General features: G+C 62.1%; 14 protein-coding genes. 8 read left to right on the top strand and 6 right to left on the bottom strand.

Features of this window, described 5'->3' with window-relative positions:
* Positions 1-4: 4 nt before the first annotated feature.
* The 3 genes from GG26_RS05040 to GG26_RS05030 all read right to left on the bottom strand — a co-directional run bounded on the left by GG26_RS05040 (position 5) and on the right by GG26_RS05030 (position 2,271).
* Positions 5-1,471: a DASH family cryptochrome gene (locus GG26_RS05040; protein ID WP_414389183.1), complete on the bottom strand. Its 1,467-nt coding sequence runs from the start codon at positions 1,469-1,471 to the stop codon at positions 5-7.
* 1 nt (position 1,472) lies between these two features.
* Complete coding sequence (locus GG26_RS05035) at positions 1,473-1,784, bottom strand: HU family DNA-binding protein (RefSeq protein WP_240527288.1); 312 nt, start codon at positions 1,782-1,784, stop codon at positions 1,473-1,475.
* Positions 1,785-2,043: 259 nt separating this feature from the next.
* Positions 2,044-2,271, bottom strand: coding sequence for a cytochrome b6f subunit family protein (locus GG26_RS05030; RefSeq protein ID WP_240527287.1), 228 nt, complete (start codon positions 2,269-2,271; stop codon positions 2,044-2,046).
* A gap of 125 nt (positions 2,272-2,396) precedes the next feature.
* On the opposite strand from GG26_RS05030, the gene GG26_RS05025 reads away from it, so the two are divergent.
* Entirely contained in the window at positions 2,397-2,858 is a 462-nt protein-coding gene (locus GG26_RS05025) for an ATP-binding protein (RefSeq protein WP_414389180.1), read from the top strand.
* A 10-nt stretch (positions 2,859-2,868) separates the two neighbouring features.
* On the opposite strand, the gene GG26_RS05020 is transcribed toward GG26_RS05025, so the two are convergent.
* Entirely contained in the window at positions 2,869-4,656 is a 1,788-nt protein-coding gene (locus GG26_RS05020) for a DUF3352 domain-containing protein (RefSeq protein WP_240530349.1), read from the bottom strand.
* A 96-nt stretch (positions 4,657-4,752) separates the two neighbouring features.
* Between GG26_RS05020 and pheT the strand changes: the two genes are divergently transcribed.
* The 3 genes from pheT (at position 4,753) to GG26_RS05005 (ending at position 10,384) form a co-directional block, all read left to right on the top strand.
* The gene (pheT, locus tag GG26_RS05015; protein WP_414389178.1) at positions 4,753-7,230 is read left to right on the top strand and encodes a phenylalanine--tRNA ligase subunit beta; all 2,478 of its coding nucleotides are present in this window, start codon (positions 4,753-4,755) and stop codon (positions 7,228-7,230) included.
* 203 nt (positions 7,231-7,433) lie between these two features.
* On the top strand, positions 7,434-8,336 hold the full coding sequence (gene argB / locus GG26_RS05010; protein ID WP_414389229.1) for an acetylglutamate kinase: 903 nt from the start codon (positions 7,434-7,436) through the stop codon (positions 8,334-8,336).
* 209 nt (positions 8,337-8,545) lie between these two features.
* Complete coding sequence (locus GG26_RS05005; RefSeq protein ID WP_414389176.1) at positions 8,546-10,384, top strand: ABC transporter ATP-binding protein; 1,839 nt, start codon at positions 8,546-8,548, stop codon at positions 10,382-10,384.
* Here the strand turns inward: GG26_RS05005 and GG26_RS05000 are convergent.
* Complete coding sequence (locus GG26_RS05000) at positions 10,381-10,587, bottom strand: hypothetical protein (RefSeq protein WP_041438058.1); 207 nt, start codon at positions 10,585-10,587, stop codon at positions 10,381-10,383. The genes GG26_RS05005 and GG26_RS05000 overlap by 4 nt on opposite strands.
* Positions 10,588-10,763: 176 nt before the next feature.
* On the opposite strand from GG26_RS05000, the gene GG26_RS04995 reads away from it, so the two are divergent.
* The 3 genes from GG26_RS04995 (at position 10,764) to GG26_RS04985 (ending at position 13,319) form a co-directional block, all read left to right on the top strand.
* Positions 10,764-11,135, top strand: a complete 372-nt coding sequence (locus GG26_RS04995) for a hypothetical protein (RefSeq protein ID WP_414389173.1) — start codon at positions 10,764-10,766, stop codon at positions 11,133-11,135.
* Positions 11,136-11,325: 190 nt separating this feature from the next.
* The gene (locus GG26_RS04990) at positions 11,326-12,837 is read left to right on the top strand and encodes an AAA family ATPase (protein WP_011429223.1); all 1,512 of its coding nucleotides are present in this window, start codon (positions 11,326-11,328) and stop codon (positions 12,835-12,837) included.
* A gap of 131 nt (positions 12,838-12,968) precedes the next feature.
* Positions 12,969-13,319, top strand: a complete 351-nt coding sequence (locus GG26_RS04985) for a DUF1257 domain-containing protein (protein ID WP_011429224.1) — start codon at positions 12,969-12,971, stop codon at positions 13,317-13,319.
* A gap of 118 nt (positions 13,320-13,437) precedes the next feature.
* Here GG26_RS04985 and GG26_RS04980 read toward each other — a convergent pair whose 3' ends face one another.
* Positions 13,438-14,676 (bottom strand): phosphoglycerate kinase, encoded by a 1,239-nt coding sequence (locus GG26_RS04980; RefSeq protein WP_414389171.1) that lies wholly within the window; start codon positions 14,674-14,676, stop codon positions 13,438-13,440.
* A gap of 177 nt (positions 14,677-14,853) precedes the next feature.
* On the opposite strand from GG26_RS04980, the gene pds reads away from it, so the two are divergent.
* Positions 14,854-16,272, top strand: coding sequence for a 15-cis-phytoene desaturase (gene pds / locus GG26_RS04975; protein WP_414389169.1), 1,419 nt, complete (start codon positions 14,854-14,856; stop codon positions 16,270-16,272).
* The last annotated feature ends 48 nt before the right edge of the window (positions 16,273-16,320 follow it).

Raw genomic sequence — 16,320 nt, 5'->3', positions numbered from 1 at the left:
CCCCCTAGCCGCGGCGGTAGCGGGCCAGGGCCGCTTCGTAAGCCCGCCGACTGGCCTGCAGGGACTTTTCCAGATCCACCACAGGGCGGGGATAGTCCACCCCTAGCCGCACGCCAAACTGCTTTTGCTCGGCGGCGCTGAGGCGATAGGGCTCGTGGATCTTGTCCCCGGGGATCCCGGCCAGTTCCGGCAGCCAGTGGCGCAGGTAGTGGCCCTGGGGATCGTAGTCGCGGGATTGCTTGGGAATGTGGAAGTAGCGGAAGCCGCGGGCATCGTTCCCTACGCCGGCGGTGTAGTTCCAGTTGCCGTAGTTGCTGGCCACGTCGTAGTCAATCAGCAGCGATTCAAACCATTCCGCCCCCAGACGCCAGTCGATCCCCAGGTTTTTGGTGAGGAAGCTGGCCACATTCTGCCGCCCGCGGTTGGACATGAAGCCGGTGGCGGCCAACTCCCGCATGTTGGCATCCACCAGAGGGTAGCCGGTCTCGCCGCGGCACCAAGCCTGAAAGCGGTCCCAGTCCTGCTGCCAGGGGATGGGGATCCCTTGGATCCCCGAGGGACGAAACAGCTTGGCCCCATGCTTGGCCAAGATGAAGCGAAAGTAGTCCCGCCACAGCAGCTCAAACACCAGCCAGTAGGTGGATTCGTTGCGCACCCGCTCCTCCTCGTAGCGCTTGACTTCGGCGTAGACAACGCGAGGGGAGATGCAGCCCAACGCCAACCAGGCAGAAAGGCGCGAGCTGTCGTTGGGATCCAGCATGCCGTTGCGGGTTTCTTTGTAGACGCGCAGCCGGTCCAGATCCCAGATATAGGTCTGCAGGCGGGCCTGGGCGGCGGTGCTGCCGCCGGTATAGACAAAGCGGGCGCGGGGATCCGGCGGCGGCAAGCTCAACCCCAGCGCCGCCAGGGTGGGCAGGGGGCCAGGATCTAGCCCCGGCGGCAGGGGCGGCAGGGAAGGGATGGGCAGGGGAGCGCGAACTTCGGCCTTGGCTTCCACCTGCTGGCGAAAGCGGGTAAACACCTCCGGCAGGTCTGCCAGGGCAAAGGGGAGATCTTCGGGGTGGTAGAGGGTGTGACCCCAGTCCAGATGGAGCCGGATCCCCAAGGGCTGCAGCGCTTGCTGCAGGGCCTCAGCAACCGCCTCCTCCTCGGTGCCCACCTCTTCGTGGGCATAGACGGCCTCCACCCCCCACTCCCGCGCCAGGGCCGGGATCACCTGCTCCGGCTGGCCTTGGCGAATGACTAGGTCAGAGCCGCGGGCCCGGAGCTGCTGCCGCAGGTCGGCCAGGCTCTCCAGCAGGAACTGGGCGCGGAAAGAGCCGGTCTTGGGAAAGCCAAAGGCCGTCTGTCCAAAGTGGCGCGGATCTAGGCAATAGAGGGGAATGAGGAGAGATCCCTGCTGGCAAGCCCGCGTCAGCGGCTGGTGATCTAGCAGGCGCAAATCGGTGCGAAACCAGAGCAAAACGGCCATTCTAGACGGATGCCAGCGCTTCCGCTTCTTCTTGGGGATCCCTCCTGGGTCGCCCCAGTTCCGGGCTGGGGACGAAATGGGGCACCTGGGCAGCGGGGATGTGGATGGGGGCCTTGGTGCGCGGGTGATAGGTTTGCCGGGCCGGGCGGTAGCGCAACGAGAAGGTGCCAAAGCGCGCCAGCCGCACCGATCCTCCTTCCGCCAGACATTGGCTGATGCTGTCTAGCATTGCCTCCAGAGCAGCGGCAGCCATTTTGACGGTCAGGCCATCCACCTGGGCGGCCATCTGGCGGGCCAGCAAACGACGATTCAAATGGGGAAGAGAAGCCACGACCACTTATCCAGACAACGGCAACGGGACAACAGCGGCCCTGAGCTTGATGCTCCCAACCTGATATGGCGAGAACTCCATCGGAAAAGAGAACGGCATCTCCCAGGCCGGCTACCTGAAGCTGAAATGTAGGCTTGAGGAAACTGAGAGCTGGGGCGGCCACCTTGCGGCAACTTACACGCAGAGAGGATCCGACACCGCAACTGCCACTAATCCACTGTCTAGCCGGTAGCCAGACTGCTCAACTCGGCTCATCCTTGGCGTGGCCGGAATCGACCACTTCCAGCTCGCTCTCGAAAAACCAGTGCCGGGAGCGATCGGGAAATTCCAAAATGTAGCCGATGCCACTGCCATCGACCACCCGCCGTGCCAGCACCACAGCCTCCTTGCCCACCAGCGCGCTCACCTCTTCTTGTCCGCGATCCTGAATAGAGCGCACCCTAACCTTATCCCCAACTTTGATCACCATAGTCGATCAGGGTAACCGCGAAGAGCTTTACCACTCAAGATGGTACGCCAAAAAGGATCCCTGCCGGAATCTGGCCCGACCGGGCTGAGGCCAACGGGGATTGGCTAGGATGGAAAAAGAGCGTTGTGCCCCCGACTGCCCCTGTGATTGCCCTCTCCCTCAAGCCAGCCCACTGCTCCTGGAGCGTTATCAGCTTTCCCTCCACCCTCTATACCCAGCCGGTTCTGGATTTGTTGATTGCCAGAGTTCCCCCCCCCTGGAGGGCGGAGGTGCGTTTGGGCCTGCAAGAGGCGATCATCAATGCCGTTCGCCACGGCAATGGCCTGGATCCCAACAAGAGGGTGATCGTCGAATACGCCAGCTCCGAGCCGTTTTATCAGTGGCTGGTGCGGGATCAGGGATCCGGCTTTCGTCCCCAGGAGGAGCTAAACCGCTGCCGCTGCGGCATCCTGGAAACGGAAGAGTCAGGGCGGGGAATGCTCCTGCTCACCCAAATTTTCGACTTTGTGCAGTGGAACGAGACGGGCAACCAGCTCTACTTGGGCAAGTACATTCACCCCGGCTGCCGGGATCCCTGGATAGTTTGACGGGCTCCACTCAGTACCACTGCCAAAATAGCTTGCCCCTCTGGAGGAGCCAGTGCCCCCGATCCGGATAGGGAGCCTCGGACAGCGTCAGGGCAGTGGTGGCGAAGGCCAGGCGCGTGGACGACCAGCGGGATCCCTGCAGTTGGGGCAGCCAAGTTTCCGGTAGAACCCCCAGGGATCCGTACCCATAGCCCAGGTTGCGGTGGGGCAGGGGGGCCACCAGGCTGCGCCAGGCGCGGCTGGCGCTCAAGGGAGGATCCGCCAGGGCCGCTTCCAAAGCCGCCAAAGAAGAAGCCAGGTAGGAGTAGCCTTCCCGGTCGGTGTGGTACACCTGGGCCGAGAGAGGCGATGCTTCCGGGATGGCGGGCAGGGCTTGGGGAAGAGCCTCTGCCGCCTGCACCCGGGGAGAGCCTCCCCTGCCGCTGACCTGCAGCAGCCCACCGGCCAAGAGGGGGATGTCTTCTCGCGGCGTGGAGTGGCTTGGCTGGGGTTGCGGCTGGGCCGCCGGCTTGCTCCAGACAGTGGCGGTGCCATGCTTAGTTGCAATCGACACCACCTGCCAGCCCTGGGCGATTGCCCGCTCATCCAGCGTTGGCGCATCCGGCCTCTTGCCAACCCACAGCCAGGCCAGTTCCCCATCCGTGGGCAAAAAGGCAAGGGCAAACTCTCCCCTTTCCGGCAACAAGTGCTGCCAGTCCAGCTCCACCTGCAATTGCAACTGCTGCAGCCATTGGCCGGGATCCAGCCGCAGGCCGAAGAGGCTCAGGGGTTGCATCCGCCCCAAGCTCTGCCAAAGGTTGGCCCAGTTCTGTCCGGAAATTAGCGCTAGCGTCTCGTCGGGCAGATGCCGAATAACCTGCGGATGAAAAGCTTCTACCGTCGGCAAAGCGAACTCAGCAGGCGTATGCCAAAGGGCGGCAGTTTCGGCCACCAACCCCCGAAAGTTGACCCCCAGCCCCAGCCCCACTGCCTGCAACGCCAGAGCGTCGGGAGAGGGCGATTCCGGATTTTGCCAGAAAGCCCAACCCACATGCGCCTCCTGTAGCGGCTGGATCACCTGCCGAAACTGCGGCTTGCTCACCAACGACAACTGCGGCAACTGCCACGCATCGATGGCGGCGCGAATGGCAGCAGCCTGTTCTGCCAGCAGCACATAGCGCTCGCCGAAAAGGGCTGCCGTGAACCCCTGCAACTCCGGAAGCGGGCTGGACACCACCTGAATGCCCTTGTAGGTATCCACCTGCACTGGCAAGCCGGCTAAGCTCTGCCGCTCCCACAACAGGTTCAGCTCGAATTGGGCAAGCGCCGCGTCGCGAGTTTCCAAGGCAACCAAGGTGCCCCACTCCGGCAAGCTGGCCAAGAGGGTGCTTTTCCCCAGCCAGGGCTGCACCTCCCGCTCGAAATCCAGGGCTCCCCCGGCCAGCATGGCTCCCAACCAGCCCGGGCCTGCGCCGGAGAAAAACTTCCGCCACTGCTGACGAGTGGCGCGTCGCTGGGAAGCGGGGGTTGCCGCTTGCCAAAATGCCTGCAAATCCTCGAGAGGGGCGGCCAGCAGCAACAGCGCCTGGGTGGAACGGGGAGCTAGGCCCACAATCGGCGGCAGCGCCGGGCGAGATAGCAACAAAGCCAGAGGGCTTTGGGTGAGCAGCCAGGTGATAGCCCACACCACCAGGGCAGCCAGAAGGCCCAGACCGATCAGGATCCCGCGCAAGAGTTGCCGTTGTCCCATACCCACATCCACAGCCTGAAAGACGCGCCGTCTTGCCTCGATGCCAGTACCTCGGCACGGCGTAACCATCTTACCTGCGAGGGGAAGTTTGCGCGCCTTGCTTGCCTTTGGCCCGAACTCGGAGTGAGCGATAATGGGTGCGGCGTTTGCAGCGATGGCTCAGCGATGCGCATTTCCTTGAAGTGGCTGCGGGAATTGGTGGACTTTGAGCTTTCCCCGGAAGAATTGGCAGAAGCCCTTACTCTGGTGGGGTTTGAGGTGGAGGAGATTGAAGATCGCCGCAGTTGGGCAGAAGGGGTGGTGCTGGGCAGGATCCTAGCCGCCGAGCCCCATCCCAATGCTGACAAGCTGCGCGTTTGCCAGGTGGACTTGGGATCTGAGCAACCGGCCACCATCGTCTGCGGAGCGGCCAACGCCCGCGCCGGCTTGCTGGTTCCTGTGGCCACGCCGGGCACTCATCTGCCCGCTGTGAACCTGACCATTGCCAAAGCGGAGAAACGGGGAGTGCTCTCGGAAGGCATGATCTGCTCTTTGGCCGAGCTGGGGCTGGAGAGGGCTTCGGAAGGGATCCACGAATTTCCGCCTGATTTGGATCTCAAGGCCCACCCGCTGGGGTCTGACGCCCGCCCGCTGCTAGGCCTGGACGATGTGGTGTTGGATCTCACTTCCACCGCCAACCGCGCCGATGCTCTGAGCATGGTGGGGATCGCCCGCGAGGTGGCCGCCCTCACCCGCAACCCGCTGCGCCTGCCGCCGGTTCAGCCCCTACAGGCCAAGCCCATCCCCAACTTCAACCTGCGCATTGCCGACGCCAAGGCCTGCCCCGCCTACAGTGGCGTGTTGATCGAGGGAGTGAAGGTCGGCCCTTCTCCCGACTGGCTCAAGCATCGCCTGGCCGCCGCTGGCATGCGCTCCATCAACAATGTTGTCGATGTTACCAACTTGATCTTGCTGGAATGGGGCCAGCCCCTGCACGCCTTCGATTGGGATCGCCTGCTGCAGGTCATGGGCAAGAAGAAGCCCACTATTGAGGTGCGCTTTGCCCAGGCGGGAGAAACCCTGAAAACCCTGGACGGCCAAACCCGCACCTTGCACCCTGAAAGCCATCTCATCGTGGCCGGCGGCCAGCCGGTAGCCCTAGCAGGTGTGATGGGGGGAGAAGAGACAGAAGTGAGCTCGGCCACCACCAGCATTTTTTTGGAGGCCGCCCTCTTCGACCCGGTGGTGACGCGCCGCTCGGCCCGCTCGCAGGGACTGCGCACGGAAGCCTCGGCCCGCTATGAGCGGGGGGTTAATTTTGCCACCCTCGACCTGGCGCGGGATCGGGCGGTGCAGTTGATTTTGGAGCTGGCGGGAGGATCGGTGGTTGGCCTCACCACCTTTGACCAACGGCCACCGCTGGAGCGGACGCTGAAGCTGCGGCTGTCGCGCCTCATCGACGTGTTGGGGGAAGAGGTGCGGCCAGAGGATGTGGAGGAGATCTTGCCGGCCTTGGGCTTTCAGCTTTCCCGCTGTCAGGCAGTTGCCCCGGAGGCTCCCCCCCTCCCTGCTACGGAGACAGCAGGCGTGGCCGGCTGCGTTTGGCAGGTGTCTGTTCCCCCCTACCGCCTGCGGGATGTCGAACGGGAGATCGACTTGATTGAGGAATTTGCCCGTCTCTACGGCTACAACCGCTTCTCCGAAACCCTGCCCACGGAGCCGCAGGTGGGATCCCTCTCTGCACGGGAAACTTTGACCCGGCAAATTCGCGAGGTGATGCGGGGCATCGGCCTGACGGAGGTGTACCACATCTCCCTCTGTCCGGCAGAGGAGGACAGCTCCTTGGTCAAAATCGCCAATCCGCTTTCCCCCGAGTACTCCGCTGTGCGCAAGGCGCTGTTGCCGGGCTTGGTGGAGGCTTTTCGCTTCAACTGGGATCAGGGCAACGGCCCGCTGCAGGCTTTTGAGATTGGCCACGTCTTTGCCTATGCCCCTCCCTCCAGCCCTGAGCCCTATCAGGAGGCGGAGCACTTGGGCGGCATCCTGGGCGGGGACCTCAACCCCAATGACTGGCGGCACCACAGCCGGCCCATGGACTGGTTTGAGGCTAAGGGGCTCTTGGTCTCGGCGCTGGAGCGGCTGGGGTTTACTTCTGAGTTTCGCCCCGATCCCCCCGAGGCGCAATCGCCGCTGTTGCACCCCGGTCGCCAGGCCGGCATCTGGATCGAGGGATCCCGCATTGGCCTATTTGGGCAGTTGCACCCCCGCCTTTGCCAGGAGAAGGATTTGCCGGAGGAGGTCTATGGGTTTGAGGTGGATCTGGATCCCTTGTTGGCCAGCCTGGAGAAGCGGGGCCTAGTGCAATTTTCCCCCTTTTCGCCTTTTCCGGCCTCGGATCGGGATATCGCCTTCTTTGCGCCGCTGGAGCTGTCGGTGGCAGACATCGAGAAAGTAATCCGCCAGGCGGCAGGCCCTCTGCTGCAGTCGGTACAGCTTTTCGACGAGTACCGCGGCCAAGGGGTACCGCCAGGGCAGCGCAGCCTCGCCTTCCGACTGGTGTACCGCGCTCCGGATCGCACCCTCACCGATGCCGAGGTGGAAGCTGCGCAAAACCAGGTGAGGGCGCAGCTAGAAAAACACTTTCCCGTTACCCTGCGCAGCTAATGGCTTGCTGTTTTTGGCAGTGGCCGGCGAGCGCCTTGCTGTTTGGCAAAGAGAGGGGCTGCCGCTTGCAAAAAACCTAACCCGGAGCCCGCCGTTTGTCTGCAGGCAATATTACGATCTTCTGGGTCAAGGTTTCGTGTTGTGAGGGACGTCCGGCAGTGCAGACCAACGCTTCTCTTCCCGCGGCGACCGGTTCGCAGGCTGTGGCCTGTGATCCCCTGACGCGGGCGCAGATCCTCATCGAGGCTCTGCCCTACATCCAGCAGTACCAGGGCCGTGTCATTGTCATCAAGTACGGGGGCGCCGCCATGGTGCAGCAGGAGCGCCGAGCTGAGGTGCTGCGGGATATTGTTTTTCTGGCCTGTGTCGGCATTCGGCCGGTGCTGGTGCACGGCGGGGGGCCGGAGATCAACAGTTGGCTCCAGAAGCTGGACATCCCCTTCAAGTTTGTGGACGGCCTGCGGGTGACCGATGCGGCCACCATGGAGGTGGTGGAGATGGTGCTGGTGGGCAAAGTCAACAAACAGATCGTGCAGCTCATCAGCCTGGCCGGCGGCTCGGCGGTGGGGCTGTGCGGGCGGGACGGCAATTTGATTCGAGCCCGCTCCCAGGGCCGGGCGGAAATCGGCTTTGTGGGGGAAGTCAGCAGCATCAACCCCCAGTTGGTGCAAACTCTGTTGGAGGGCGGCCAGATCCCGGTGATCTCCAGCGTGGCCGCCGACGAGACAGGCCAAGCCTACAACATCAACGCCGATACTGTGGCGGGAGAGCTGGCGGCCTCTCTGGGGGCAGAAAAGCTGATCCTTCTCACCGACACCCCTGGCATTCTCAGAGACCCTGAGGATCCCAGCTCCCTGATTACGCTCCTGGATATCGAGACGGCCCGCCAGCTTATCCAGACAGGGGTGGTCAGAGGGGGCATGATCCCCAAGGTGCAGTGTTGCATTCGCGCTCTAGCGCAGGGGGTGCGGGCTGCCCACATTCTGGACGGGGGATCCCCCCACTCTTTGTTGTTGGAGCTACTGACCGATGCCGGGGTGGGCACTAAGCTGATCCCCTCTCAGTTTTCTGCCCAGTTGCGGGAGCAGAGCAACGGCTTCCGCTAAGGCTTGTCTTCTAGGCCTCTTTGAAACCTGCCCCGGCAGGCCCTGAAACCGCCGGTTTTCCATCTGTCCCCCAGCAACAAGCGGCGCCCCCAACCCCCCTCTCCCAAAGGGAGAGGGGACGGGGGTGAGGGCCAAGCCTCATCAGGGAGAGAGCTTAGAGTAGATCAGAGCTCTCCATGAGTCGTCTTCATCTTTTTGGGTGTAAGTCCGTGAGCCTTGCTACCTCTTCCTCCGAGGCCGCTTCCTCCAGGGATCCCCGAAGCGATTGGCGGCTGCTGCGGCTGCTCTGGCCCTATGCCCGTCGGCACCTGAAGCTGTTGTTGGCGGCCTTGGCCTTTTTGCCGCCCCTGGCCCTAGCCGATGCGGTGCAGCCGTTGATCCTGCAGCGGGCCCTGGACGGCCCCATCGCCCAAGCGCTTGCCCAAGGCGACAGTGGGATCCTCGCCGGCCTCTGGCCCTACGCGGGCCTGTTGATCCTCACCCTGCTGGCCCGCTGGGTTTTTCAGGCCCTGGAAGGGTATAGCAGCCAGAAGCTGGGGCAGTTGATGACCCGCGACATCCGCAACGATCTCTTCGCCCACGTGCTGGCCCTGCCGGCCCAATTTTTCGATCGCACCCCGGTGGGCAAGTTGATCACCCGCATCACCAGCGATGTGGAGGCCTTGGGAGATGTGTTTTCCACCGGCGCGGTCGGCATCGTCAGCGACCTCTTTACCCTGCTGGTAATCGGGGTGGTGATGCTCAGCCAGCGCTGGGATCTGGGCCTGCTGCTGATCCTCATCGTCCTGCCAGCCAGCGCTGTAGTGGTCGAGCTGCAGCGCCGCTTTCGCGATGCCAACTTTCGCGTGCGGGAAGAGCTCTCTAAGCTCAACGCCTGGATCCAGGAAAACGTCTTGGGCATTGCCGTGGTGCAACTGTTTCGGCGGGAGCGGCTCAACAGCGAGATTTTTCAAACCATCAACCGCCGCTACATCCAAGAGGTGGATCAGACCATCCTCTACGACGCTGCCCTTTCCGCCGTTTTGGAGTGGGTTGCCTGGCTGGCGGTGGCCGCTCTCCTCTGGGTGGGCGGGCAGCAGGTGCTGGCAGCCGGCAGGGGGGAGTGGCTGGGATCCCTGCCCCGAGAACCTCTCACCTTCGGCAGCCTCTACGCCTTCATCCTCTTTTCCCAGCGCTTTTTCAACCCGCTGCGCCAGTTGGCGGAAAAGTTTACCGCCCTGCAGGCGGGGTTCACCGCCGTGGAACGCATCGACCACATCCTCCGCCTGCCCGTCGCCATCCGGGATCCCGTCAGCCCCCGCCACCTGCCCCCAACCGCCAAAGGAGAGGTGCAGTTCGAGCATGTTTGGTTTGCCTACAACCCCGGCGAGTGGGTGCTCAAAGACCTCAGCTTCACCATCCGCCCCGGCGAAAAGGTCGCCCTCGTGGGGCCCACCGGCGCTGGCAAAAGCTCCATCATTCGCCTACTTTGCCGCCTTTACGAAGTAACTCGCGGCTGCATCCGCATCGACGGCGTGGACATTCGCCACCTGCCTCAGGCCGAGCTGCACCGTCACCTGGGCGTGATCCTGCAAGATGGATTCTTGTTCTCTGGAGATATCCAGCAAAACATCACTCTAGGAGAGGAGGGCGAGCTGGCAGAAGTGGAGCGGGTGGCCCGTCAACTCCACCTGCACGAGCTCATCCGCGATCTGCCCCAGGGCTACGCCACCCCCGTGCGGGAGCGGGGCAGCAACCTCTCCAGCGGCCAAAAACAGCTCATCAGCTTTGTGCGGGCCCTGTGGCGGGATCCGAAAATCTTGGTCTTGGACGAGGCCACCGCCAGCCTAGATGTGGGCACCGAGGCCCTGATCCAATCCGCCCTGGAAACCCTGCTGCGGGATCGCACCGCCCTGATCATCGCCCACCGCCTCTCCACCATCCGCCACGTGGATCGCATCCTCGTGCTGCAGCGAGGGGAACTGAAAGAACAGGGATCCCACGCCGAGCTCATGGCCCTCAACGGGCTCTACGCCCACCTCTACCGGCTGCAAGATTTGGGCAGCTAGCGACCAGAACCAAAGCGAGACCGAAGCGCCCGCAGGGTGGTGAAGCTGGCATCCGCAAGCGCGATGCGGGCTTTGCAGAGGAGCAGATTGCCATTATCTAAAGCCGTGTCTTTCAGGCTGGCCAAACCGTCGCCGGCCTGCACCAGAAACCGACGGCTCCAGGTGGAGAAGTTTTTGCTGAAGGTGTTGATCAGGCGTTCCATGGGGACTGCTCGTTCCGCTTTGAGTCTCCTACTTAGCCTACTCCGCCGGCAAGCGATCTCCGCAAGCCTGAGCAATTCCCGAGAAAATTGTTACAGATTATTAAAAACTTGCTGTCAAGGCGGCAGACTAGCTATCATGAACCGCAAGTCCGGCATACACCGAGAAACAGTTAGCCATGAGTCAGCGGCCAGAGGTTGTGGAAGGCGCAGCGGCCAAGCAAAAGGTGACGTTGTATCTCCCACCCGAGTTGCACCGGAATCTGAAGATTCGGGCTGCCGTGGAGCGGGAGCCGATGTCGGCAGTAGCGGAGAAGGCCCTCACCTTCTACCTGCTTCACCCGGAGGTCATCGAAGGGGTGCAAGGCAGCGCCTACCGCGTCCACCGCTGCCCTGAGTGCGGCCATCCGTTTGTCATCCGCAATGGGGAGGTGGTTTCGCTTCACCAGCAGTCCGCTTCTGAAGCCATCCTCGAAGAGGTGGAGCCGGAATACTGGGGAGCGGCCTCGGCCTCCGAAGAGCAACGACAAGACGAGCTGGTGCCCTGCTAAGGCTTTTTGCGCTGTTTCAAAGGTATGCCTCTTTGTGAGCTTGAGCAGACAGGAGGGGTATAAAACAAGGGTTAGTAAAGAGCAAGTCAGGATATCTCAAGTACTTTGAAGACAGGCAAACTCCAGACGCCGTTTTCCTTCCTTTCTGTCGGTTTCGCTTAGATTTCCCTCCGCGCAGTTGGTGTTTCCCATGCAAGAGCTCAGCATTCTCATCCAAGCTCAATACCCACTGCTCTACCTGGTCACTCCAGAGGAAGAACGGGCGGAGGCAGCTCTGGCGGCGATCGCTCGCACCCTCAAGCCGCAGCGGCGCCTGTTTGTCTGGACGGTTACCCACGGCATTGTTGAATACGGCAACCCCCGCAGCCTCACCCAGCACAACACCCAATCCCCCCAGCCGGCTATTCAGTGGGTGATGGAGCAAAAAGATCCCGCCATCTGCGTCTTCAAAGATCTGCACGACTTTTTGGACAACACCGAAGTCAAACGCTGGCTGCGCGATGCCATCGCCAGCTTGAAGGGATCCCACAAAACCATCTTGCTGATGTCGCCGGTGCAGGTAATTCCCGTCGAGCTGGAAAAAGACATTTGCGTGGTGGACTTTCCCTTGCCGGACATGGCCACCCTGGAGCGCACCCTCAACCGGCAGTTGGAGCAGCTTCCCCGCGGCGGATCCCTGAGCCCTGAGGCGCGGGAAAAGCTGGTCAAGGCAGCCCTTGGCCTAACGCAAGACGAGGCGGAAAAAGTTTACCGCAAGGCGGTGGTGATGCACGGCCGCCTCAGCGAGGCAGAGGTGGATATCATCCTCTCTGAGAAAAAGCAGCTGATCCGGCGCAACGGCATCCTCGAATTCATCGAAGAAGACGAGACCATCGACGCCGTCGGCGGCCTAGAGGAGTTAAAGCGCTGGCTGCTGCAGCGCTCTGAGGCCTTTACCGAGCGGGCCCGCGCCTATGGCTTGCCTCAGCCCAAGGGACTCTTGATTCTGGGCGTACCTGGCTGTGGTAAGTCCTTGATCGCCAAGACCACCGCCCGCCTCTGGGGCCTGCCGCTGCTGCGCCTGGATATGGGCCGGGTCTACGATGGCTCTATGGTCGGCAAGTCGGAGGCCAACCTGCGCAGCGCCCTGCGCACTGCTGAATCGCTGGCGCCGGCCATCCTTTTTATCGACGAGCTGGACAAAGCCTTCGCCGGAGCGGCAGGTTCCAGCGACTCCGACGGCGGCACCTCCAGTCGTATCTTTGGCTCCTTTCTCACTTGGATGCAGGAGAAGCGCTCGCCGGTGTTTGTCATGGCCACGGCCAACCGCGTGGATCGCCTGCCGGGCGAATTCCTGCGCAAAGGCCGTTTTGACGAGATTTTCTTCGTGGATCTGCCCAACATTAACGAGCGCATGGAGATTTTCCGGATCCACCTGAAGAAGCGGCGGCGCGACATCAGCCGCTTTGATCTGCGCCAGCTAGCCGCCGCCTGCGAGGGCTTCTCCGGCGCGGAGATCGAACAAGTTTTGATTGCTGCCATGTACGAAGCGTTTGCCCAGAACCGCGAATTTACCCAACTGGACATTTTGGCAGCAACGAAAGCAACTCAACCGCTATCTCGCACCATGACGGAGCAAGTGGTAGCGTTGAGGGAATGGGCCCAGCAGCGGGCTCGGCCTGCAGCAGCCTCTGTAGCCGAGTACCAGCGGCTGGAGTTCTAGCAGGGGGGTGAAAGGCCAGAATCGCCTTGGCAGAGGCAGAGACGGCTAAAGCTCAACCTTCCCCGCTAGGCGTTGCCCATTGTTTGTGTTGATGTTCCAACCCCTACACATACACAAAGGAGAGAAACACCATGTCTCATTTTAGCACCTTGCGCACCAAGATCACCGATGGCCAGATCCTGGTTAACTCCCTGCGCGATCTCGGCTACACCGTTAAGCTGAACGCCGATGTGCGTGGCTACAACGGCCAGCGTGTTCGTGCCGACATCGTGGCCCAGTTGGAGGGCGACTACGATCTGGGCTGGTCCAAGAACCCCGACGGTTCCTACGACCTGATCGCCGATCTGTGGGGCGTGGCCAAGAAGCACAACCAAACCGAGTTGATCAACTCCATCAACCAGAAGTACGCCGTCAACAAGACCTTGGCCGAGGTGAAGCGCCCTGGCTTGAACAACGCCAACGTTAAAGTGGTGATGCACTAAGCCGGATCCCGTCTCGCCATTGCTGCGGCCATCTGCGCCGAGCAGATTAAAAGAGGGGCTGAACTCAGCCCCTACTTTTTTGCTTTTTGCTGCTTTTGGGTTAATGAGCCGAGCTACCCTACGCTTCGCTAAGGGCGGCGATGCCGGGCAGCTCTTTGCCTTCCAGCAGCTCCAGGCTGGCGCCGCCGCCGGTGGAAATGTGGGTCATTTTGTCGGCTAGGCCCACTTTTTCCACAGCCGCCACCGAGTCGCCGCCGCCGATAATAGTGATGGCACCGGCCTGGGTGAGGTCGGCCAGGGTGCGGGCAATGGCTTCTGTGCCAGCGGCAAAGCGGTCGAACTCAAACACACCCATCGGCCCGTTCCAGACTACGGTTTTGCACCCTTGCAGGGCGGCCTGGAAGGCTTTGACCGATTCGGGGCCGATGTCCAGGCCCATCCAGTCTTCCGGAATGGCGTGGATGGAAACCGTCTGGGCGTTGGCGTCTTTGTCAAACCTATCGGCGACCACCACGTCCACCGGCAGCAGCAGCTCCACGCCCCGCGCTTTGGCCTTCTCCATCAGGGAGCGGGCCAGATCCAGCTTGTCGGTTTCCACCAAAGACTTGCCGGTTGGGATCCCTTGGGCTTGGTAGAAGGTGAAGATCATGCCGCCGCCCAGCAGAAGCTTGTCCACTTTTTCCAGCAGGCGCTCGATGACGCCAATCTTAGTAGAGACTTTGGAGCCGCCGATGATGGCCGCTAGCGGTCGCTGGGGGTTCTCGATGGCGCCTGATAAAAATTGCAGCTCCTTTTCCACCAGGTAGCCGGCCACAGCGGGCTGGAGGTAGGCGGTGACGCCGGCAGTGGAGGCGTGGGCGCGGTGGGCGCTGCCAAAGGCGTCGTTGACAAACAAGTCGGCCAGGGAGGCCAGCTTGCGGGCAAATTCTGGATCGTTGGCTTCCTCTTCGGGGTGGAAGCGGACGTTTTCCAGCAGGGCCAGCTGGCCGTTTTCCAGAGAGCTGACCACGGCTTCGGCCTCAGGGCCAATGCAATCGGGGGCAAAGGCCACCGGCTGGCCCAGGAGCTGGGCAAGGCGGACGGCCACAGGGGCGAGGCTATTGCCCTCGCGGGCGATCTGGATGGCGCCGGTCGCCTTGTCTTTCTGGATGGGGCGGCCCAGGTGGCTGGTGAGGATGACCTTGGCGCCCGCCTGGGCCAAGGCTTGGATGGTGGGCAGGGAGGCGCGAATGCGGGTGTCGTCGGTGATGTTGCCCTGGGGATCCAGAGGGACGTTGAAGTCGGCCCGCACCAGCACACGCTTGCCCTTGAGATCAAAGCCGGATGACAGCAGGGATCCCAGTGTTTGTTTGGCCATCGTCGTCCCTCCCCCTGGAGCCAAGAGAATTTTTTTCTAGTTTTTCTCCCGTATCCTACCAGGGATCGGATCCCGGCGGGAAACCCGGGCTCTGGAAATCCTCTCCTCCCTGCCTGCGGCCTGAGCGATTGTAACGGTTTGCAAATAGAATGAAAGTGTTGCTTGATCGTCATCATCATGCGTGTTGCCATTGCTGGGGGAGGGCTGGCGGGGCTGGCCTGTGCCAAGTATCTCTGTGATGCCGGGCATCAGCCGCTGCTGTTTGAGCGGCGGGAGGTGCTGGGGGGGCTAGTGGCCGCCTGGAAAGATGCCGACGGGGACTGGATCGAGACGGGGCTGCACAACTTTTTCGGCGCCTACCCCAACACCCTGCAACTGTTCCGGGAGCTGGGCATCTCCGACCGCCTGCAGTGGAAGGAACACAGCTTGATCTTCAACCAGCCGGACAAGCCGGGCACCTACTCCCGCTTTGACCTGCCGGACATTCCCGCTCCCTTTAACGCCATTGTCGGCATCCTGCGCAACAACGACATGCTCACCTGGAGCGAAAAGGTGAAATTTGCCCTGGGGCTGGTGCCGGCCATGGTGCGCGGCCAGCGCTACGTGGAGCAGATGGATCGCTACAGCCTCTTAGAATGGCTGCGCCGGCAGGGCATCGATGAGCGGGTCAACACGGATATTTTCATTGCCGTCTCCAAGGCGTTGGCGTTCATCAACCCGGACGAGATCTCGGCCATGGTGCCCCTGACGGCTCTGAACCGCTTTTTGCGGCAAAAGGACGGCTCTAAGATTGCCTATCTGGATGGCGCCCCGCCGGAGCGGCTTTGCCAGCCGATGGTGGACTCCATCGTGGCCCGCGGCGGCCAGGTGCATTTGAATGCGGCATTGCAGGCCATCGACCTCAACCCCGATGGCAGCGTGGCTGGCTTCCGCTTCGCCACCCCTGCCGGGCCCCTGCAGGTAACTGCCGACGCCTACGTGTCGGCCCTTTCGGTGGATGCGCTCAAGGAGCTGCTGCCGGCTCGGTGGTGGGAAATGCCCTATTTCCAGCAACTGCGCGAGCTGGAAGGGGTGCCGGTGATCAGCCTGCAGATTTGGTTTGACCGCAAGCTCACCCACATCGACCACTCGCTCTTTTCCCGCTCGCCGCTCTTGAGCGTGTATGCCGACATGAGCAACACCTGCCGCGCCTATGCGGATCCAAAGCGCTCGATGCTGGAGCTGGTGCTGGCTCCGGCTGCCGAGTGGATTGATCGCGGCGATGAGGAGATCTTTGCCGCCACGCTGGAGGAACTGAAAAAACTCTTTCCCCAGCACCTTACCGGCCCCAACCCCGCCCGCGTGCGCAAGTGGGTGGTGGTGAAAACGCCGCGCTCGGTCTACAAGGCTACCCCTGGCAGACAGCAGTATCGCCCCACTCAAGTTACCCCTATTCCCAACTTCTTCTTGGCGGGCAGCTACACCCTACAGCCCTTCCTGGGCAGCATGGAGGGGGCCATCCTCTCCGGCAAGTGGGCGGCGGAGGCCATCAACAAGGGGATCCCATTTCAACGCGCTTCTGTCTCGGCCTCAACTCTGGCAGCTGCGGGGGTCTAGCTCTCCGCCGTCCGCCTCCTATACCTTTTGAATCTTTCTTTTCCCCAC

Source organism: Synechococcus sp. 'PEA 65AY6A-5F PE A', from assembly GCF_047462575.1.
Classification (GTDB): Bacteria; Cyanobacteriota; Cyanobacteriia; order Thermostichales; family Thermostichaceae; genus Thermostichus.
This window is presented reverse-complemented; position numbering and strand designations above follow the sequence as displayed.

Excerpts from the sequence above, each read along its gene's own strand:
- GG26_RS05040 (WP_414389183.1), bottom strand. The coding sequence starts at position 1,471 with ATGGCCGTTTTGCTCTGGTTTCGCACCGATTTGCGCCTGCTAGATCAC.
- GG26_RS05030 (WP_240527287.1), bottom strand. The coding sequence starts at position 2,271 with ATGGTGATCAAAGTTGGGGATAAGGTTAGGGTGCGCTCTATTCAGGAT.
- GG26_RS05020 (WP_240530349.1), bottom strand. The coding sequence starts at position 4,656 with ATGGTTACGCCGTGCCGAGGTACTGGCATCGAGGCAAGACGGCGCGTC.
- pheT (WP_414389178.1), top strand. The coding sequence starts at position 4,753 with ATGCGCATTTCCTTGAAGTGGCTGCGGGAATTGGTGGACTTTGAGCTT.
- GG26_RS05000 (WP_041438058.1), bottom strand. The coding sequence starts at position 10,587 with ATGGAACGCCTGATCAACACCTTCAGCAAAAACTTCTCCACCTGGAGC.
- GG26_RS04995 (WP_414389173.1), top strand. The coding sequence starts at position 10,764 with ATGAGTCAGCGGCCAGAGGTTGTGGAAGGCGCAGCGGCCAAGCAAAAG.
- GG26_RS04990 (WP_011429223.1), top strand. The coding sequence starts at position 11,326 with ATGCAAGAGCTCAGCATTCTCATCCAAGCTCAATACCCACTGCTCTAC.
- GG26_RS04985 (WP_011429224.1), top strand. The coding sequence starts at position 12,969 with ATGTCTCATTTTAGCACCTTGCGCACCAAGATCACCGATGGCCAGATC.
- GG26_RS04980 (WP_414389171.1), bottom strand. The coding sequence starts at position 14,676 with ATGGCCAAACAAACACTGGGATCCCTGCTGTCATCCGGCTTTGATCTC.
- pds (WP_414389169.1), top strand. The coding sequence starts at position 14,854 with ATGCGTGTTGCCATTGCTGGGGGAGGGCTGGCGGGGCTGGCCTGTGCC.